Raw genomic sequence first — 4,626 nt, forward strand, 5'->3', positions numbered from 1 at the left:
CCAGGTAATACGGTTTAGTACAGAGCAAGTGAAGTCAGGTTTAGCAATTCAGCAGATTGAGAAGATGGTAGGGGATTTGGGATGAATGCAGTGGTGAAAGCAAAAGTAATGGATTGGTCTAAGCGTTCAGCTCACCAGTGGCTTGAGCAATATGGATTGTGGGTAAGGTCGGTAAAAGTCGGAACAGTATCAGCAAATCCACTTGCAGGCTTAATTGATAAAAATGATGTGGCCCGGGTGAGATCAAGCAAGGTATCAATGCCTTGTGAAATCAGTGACGTTGAAGGGGTGCAGGTTAGTCAGATGCTTGCAAAGATGCATGGTGATAGTCGGGAGTATTTGGCTGAGCGTGCATGGTTCTTAATTCTTAAATTTGAGAATGATTGGTCTGATCAGTCTATTGCAAATGCTCATGGATGCAGTAGAGCAAAAGTACGCGCCGAGGTTGAGAAAGGATTAGCGTATCTTGATGGAAAAATAGAAGTTTTAAGTGATTGACTTGGCAGCCATGTTTGTCTATATTTAGTGTATGGTGGCAAGTTGTTATGATTTGCACCGATTAAAAAAAAGCTCATCGAAAGGTGGGCTTTTTTAATGCCTGAAAGTTCTACTCACTTTCATTCCAAAAGAGTAGCAGCCCACCTAACCAATGGGGTGAGTATATTGAACTGTGGTGGTTCAGCCTGCTTTGGTGTCGCTTAGCAGAACATGCCTTTGAGTAAAAACCTAGCGTGGGTGTGACAACCCAAACTTAAAGTGATTGAAAGCAAGTAAAGTAGACCGTGCATGTTAGGTTTGTGTGATTGTGAGTAGCGTCTGGCCACGCGAAGATGGCTTTTTAATATTTAATAAATCATCAATTAAGTTTTTCTAAAATATTGATTAAGTTTATAATATTTTAGTTATTGGTATATTTAGCCACTGAATATTATTTGAATAGTGTACAAAATATCCAACAGAAACTGCTGTAGTTTCTGAATGACCTTTCAAGGTCCTTAGTTTATAAGCCCACATCGTCTTTCCATGAGTGGGCTTTTTTTTGCATGGAGAAAAGCAATGCTCCGTTTATTGATGTGTTTATTTGGCCTGCATGGTGCGACAGAAATCGACTACACGATTGATGATGAAGAAATCAAGGTGTGTCGGGATTGTTTGAAAGAAGTTAAATAATTTGCCGGACGTATTACGGCACATAAGACCCCGCTAAATATGCATTATTGGCGGGGTTTTTCTTTTTACAGAAAATAATTCAGATTTTTATAACTAAATTGATTAAAAAATAATCTAAATGGTGATTCCATGACAGACAAAGTACAAGCGAAACAAGACTTAGAATTTTGCAGTGCTGAGCTGTCTAAGTATCAGAATCTTAGCCGGTCCGGGTTGACTCGAAATGAGTTGCTGGCAATTGACGGCATCATGATTAAGTTGAAAGAGCGTATTAAGAATTTGCGCTTTGCATTGTATGCGTGATTCAAAAAGACTGGCTACGGTTCGATTATTGCCGTGTGTAAGGTGCGGTAATCCACATAGCCAGGCAGCTCATTCAAACAGTGCTAAGCATGGCAAGGGTAGATCGATTAAAGCCAGTGATGAGTTCACGGTACCGTTGTGTCATTCATGCCATGGGAGATTTGACCGGTTTGAATTGGGTAACCGGGCCGAGAGTGAAGCAATGTTTGATCAGTGGCTGGTGAAGACTAATCGGATGTTGAGTCTAGAAGATAATAGTGTATTTTGAAATCTCTTAGATAATATTAGGTTAAACAAAAAATGAACAGCAATACAACAGAATACCTAGAGACGCAAGACCTCATAAGAGAATCAAGACATGCGTATAAGGGCAATGGGGCAATCAATATTGTTTTTATGTCTAAAGATACTCTGTATGAATTAAAGCAAATAAATATACAAGGTATACCGCAAACAGTATTTGCTGAAGATGGGTGTGAGATACTCTGGGGTGCACGTGTCATTACGACTGATGAAATAAATAATAAATACGAATTTGTTTGGGCGAATCAATATGAGTTAGAGCAATTGATTGTGGGCGAAAAAATTGACGCATTTAAAAATCTTGAGAAATTTATACCGGATTTCAAAAAATACTTAGCAAGTCGTTAATCAAACACAATTTTATGGAGATAGGAAATGCAAAAATCCGTATTTCCTATCAACTCCCATGCCGACATCACCAAAGCCATTAACTTTATGCACACCAATTATACTCAGGCGATTAATGAGGGTAAGCCTTTACGTGTGGTGATAGATCAGAAGGAAGATAAGCTTTCGGATGCTCAGCGCAGGCTCTATTGGCTATGGATGACTGAGTATGGAAAGCAGCGCGGTTTGGATAAAGAGGAATCGGCAGCTTTCTTCAAATACAAATATCTGTCGATCATTTTTAACCGTGACAATGTGGGTGAGTATCCAGAAACATTTAAGGTCATGCGTGATCTTAAAAAGCCAGGTAGTCCAGGTTATGAACCGTTAAGACAGTTTGTATCAAATCGAATGAGTATTACAGAAGCCACAACAAAGTAGATGGCGGAATTCTTAAATGATATTGAGATGTGGTGCTTGAAAGATGGTGTGAAGCTGACTTGTCCTGATGATCTTAAATATGTGATGGAGATGAGTCAATGAATAGACCAATGCCGCCAGATGCCTTACTGAATATTGATCCGCTTGATCCAATGGGATTTGAACCAGCACATGAGTTGAAAGACTGGATATTGCAAACCTTTATTGATGATCAAGGTGAACTGCATAACCCGGATCATGCTCATATTTCTCCATGGGATGATGATTTATTCAAAGTGCTATGGGCTTCGAAAGGTTTTATTAAGGCTGAGCAAGTGGTATTAGGTCAGACTGAAAAGTTTGCACCAATGGCAGGCGGTTGGCGTAAGGCTCGACAAGAAAAACAGATGATTGATTGGTTTGGGTGTGTGCCTAAATTCATTATCACTATCGATGCATGGTTTGCACATAAGGCCAGTGATGTTGATTTTTGTTCCTTGATTGAGCATGAGTTGTATCACATCGGCGCTAAGCGTGATGAAGATGGGAACTACGTTGTGAGTCAATCTACTGGTGAATATAAATATTATTTACGCGGTCACGACGTTGAAGAATTCCATGGTGTTGTTCAGCGTTACGGGGCATCTGAATCAGTCCAAAAAATGGTAGAGCTTGCAAATGATGGTCCAACAATTTCCAGAGCTAATGTTGCTCATGCATGCGGTACGTGTTTATTGAAGTTGGCTTAATTTTTTTGGTCACCTTCTTTGATGTACTTTGATAAAAGGTGAATTATGGCTAGGCTAAGAAAGGCTGAAAAAATCTATATAGTTCAGTCCCTTGCTGTCTTTAATACACCTACTGAAGTAGCAAAAGATTTCAAAGAGATTTTTGGGATTGAATTAAAGCCTCAGAATATCGAAGGCTATGATCCAACAAAACGAGCGGGCAAAGATTTAAGTAAGGAATTAAGGGAAGAATTCGAGACAACTCGAAAAGAATACTTAAGCCAGCCACTTGAAAATATTCCAGCAGCAAATGACATTGTTCAGCTGAAAATCCTAAGCGACCTTCTCTTTAAGAATAAATATAACGTGGTCATGGCAACCAAACTTACCGATCAGATTCAAAAGATCATGAAGGGTTTTTATGAGAAGAAAATAGAGATTACCGGTAAAGACGGTGGGCCTATTCAGCAAGAAACTAAATCAACACATCAATTCACACCAGATGAGCTTAAAGGACTATCTGCACAAGAGCTTTCGCGTTTAGCAATTAATGGCAAGTTATGACTTATGCAATCGAAGATATAGCGCCACTAATTAAAGAGTGGACGATCAACACACGTCTGCCAGAAGTCATTGAAGAAATGACACGGCGTTATTACTACCGAATGCTGATAGAACAGAATGAGCTAAGTATTCAGGCTGAAATCTACAAATGTAAGAACGATCCTGCACATTGGTTTAATCACTGGGTATGGACCTATGATCCTCGGGGTATGCCTTTTGGATTGCCGGCAAATATTCCTTTTGTCTTGCGCCCTGGTCAGGTTGAACTCGTAGATTGGTTGATTGAACGTGAAAGCACCCAGACACATGGCTTGATTGAAAAAAGCCGTGATGAAGGGATGAGTTATGTAGTTTTGGGCTTTTACTTGCATCGGTGGTTATTTGTCGAAGGCTTTGCTGGAGGTGTTGGTAGTCGTAAAGAGGACCTGGTCGATAAGAAGGGTGACCCCAAGACATTGCTGCATAAGTTCCGGGACATGTTTTCCAAGTTGCCAGACTGGATGAAACCGAAGGGCTTTGTTGAAAAAGTACATGACAACTACATGCGAATCATTAACCCGGACAACGGCGCAACCGTTACCGGTGAAGCTGGTGACAACATTGGCCGTGGTGGTCGTACCACAATGTACTTTCTGGATGAATGGGCATTCGTAGAGCGTCAAGAAGCGGTAGATGCTGCAATTTCCCAAAACACAAACGTTCATATCAAAGGGTCTACTCCCAATGGTATCGGCGATCGCTTTCACCAGGATCGTTTTAGCGGTCGTTACGCCGTCTTTACTATGCCTTGGAGAGCTAATCCTGATAAGAA

Annotated in this window: 6 protein-coding genes and 2 pseudogenes; all 8 read left to right on the forward strand. The window is 40.5% G+C overall.

Annotated features, from left to right (window positions below):
* Positions 1-81 precede the first annotated feature (81 nt).
* The gene (locus ACE01R_RS17375) at positions 82-498 is read left to right on the forward strand and encodes an antiterminator Q family protein (protein ID WP_395552747.1); all 417 of its coding nucleotides are present in this window, start codon (positions 82-84) and stop codon (positions 496-498) included.
* An 801-nt stretch (positions 499-1,299) separates the two neighbouring features.
* The gene (locus ACE01R_RS17380) at positions 1,300-1,473 is read left to right on the forward strand and encodes a hypothetical protein (RefSeq protein WP_395552748.1); all 174 of its coding nucleotides are present in this window, start codon (positions 1,300-1,302) and stop codon (positions 1,471-1,473) included.
* Positions 1,466-1,741 (forward strand): hypothetical protein, encoded by a 276-nt coding sequence (locus ACE01R_RS17385; protein ID WP_395552749.1) that lies wholly within the window; start codon positions 1,466-1,468, stop codon positions 1,739-1,741. Before ACE01R_RS17380 ends, ACE01R_RS17385 begins: the two co-directional genes overlap by 8 nt.
* A 32-nt stretch (positions 1,742-1,773) precedes the next feature.
* A complete protein-coding gene (locus ACE01R_RS17390; RefSeq protein ID WP_395552750.1) occupies positions 1,774-2,124 on the forward strand; it encodes a hypothetical protein in 351 nt (116 codons plus the stop codon).
* Positions 2,125-2,151: 27 nt separating this feature from the next.
* Positions 2,152-2,646: pseudogene (locus ACE01R_RS17395) on the forward strand (hypothetical protein).
* Complete coding sequence (locus ACE01R_RS17400) at positions 2,643-3,272, forward strand: putative metallopeptidase (protein WP_395552751.1); 630 nt, start codon at positions 2,643-2,645, stop codon at positions 3,270-3,272. Before ACE01R_RS17395 ends, ACE01R_RS17400 begins: the two are co-directional and overlap by 4 nt.
* 45 nt (positions 3,273-3,317) lie before the next feature.
* On the forward strand, positions 3,318-3,815 hold the full coding sequence (locus ACE01R_RS17405) for a DUF2280 domain-containing protein (RefSeq protein WP_395552752.1): 498 nt from the start codon (positions 3,318-3,320) through the stop codon (positions 3,813-3,815).
* Positions 3,812-4,626: pseudogene (locus tag ACE01R_RS17410) on the forward strand (terminase); the annotation flags it as partial. The gene ACE01R_RS17405 and the pseudogene ACE01R_RS17410, both read left to right, overlap by 4 nt.

This window comes from Acinetobacter sp. BSP-28, assembly GCF_044130285.1.
Lineage (GTDB): Bacteria > Pseudomonadota > Gammaproteobacteria > Pseudomonadales > Moraxellaceae > Acinetobacter.

Excerpts from the sequence above, each read along its gene's own strand:
- ACE01R_RS17375 (WP_395552747.1), top strand. The coding sequence starts at position 82 with ATGAATGCAGTGGTGAAAGCAAAAGTAATGGATTGGTCTAAGCGTTCA.
- ACE01R_RS17380 (WP_395552748.1), top strand. The coding sequence starts at position 1,300 with ATGACAGACAAAGTACAAGCGAAACAAGACTTAGAATTTTGCAGTGCT.
- ACE01R_RS17385 (WP_395552749.1), top strand. The coding sequence starts at position 1,466 with ATGCGTGATTCAAAAAGACTGGCTACGGTTCGATTATTGCCGTGTGTA.
- ACE01R_RS17390 (WP_395552750.1), top strand. The coding sequence starts at position 1,774 with ATGAACAGCAATACAACAGAATACCTAGAGACGCAAGACCTCATAAGA.
- ACE01R_RS17400 (WP_395552751.1), top strand. The coding sequence starts at position 2,643 with ATGAATAGACCAATGCCGCCAGATGCCTTACTGAATATTGATCCGCTT.
- ACE01R_RS17405 (WP_395552752.1), top strand. The coding sequence starts at position 3,318 with ATGGCTAGGCTAAGAAAGGCTGAAAAAATCTATATAGTTCAGTCCCTT.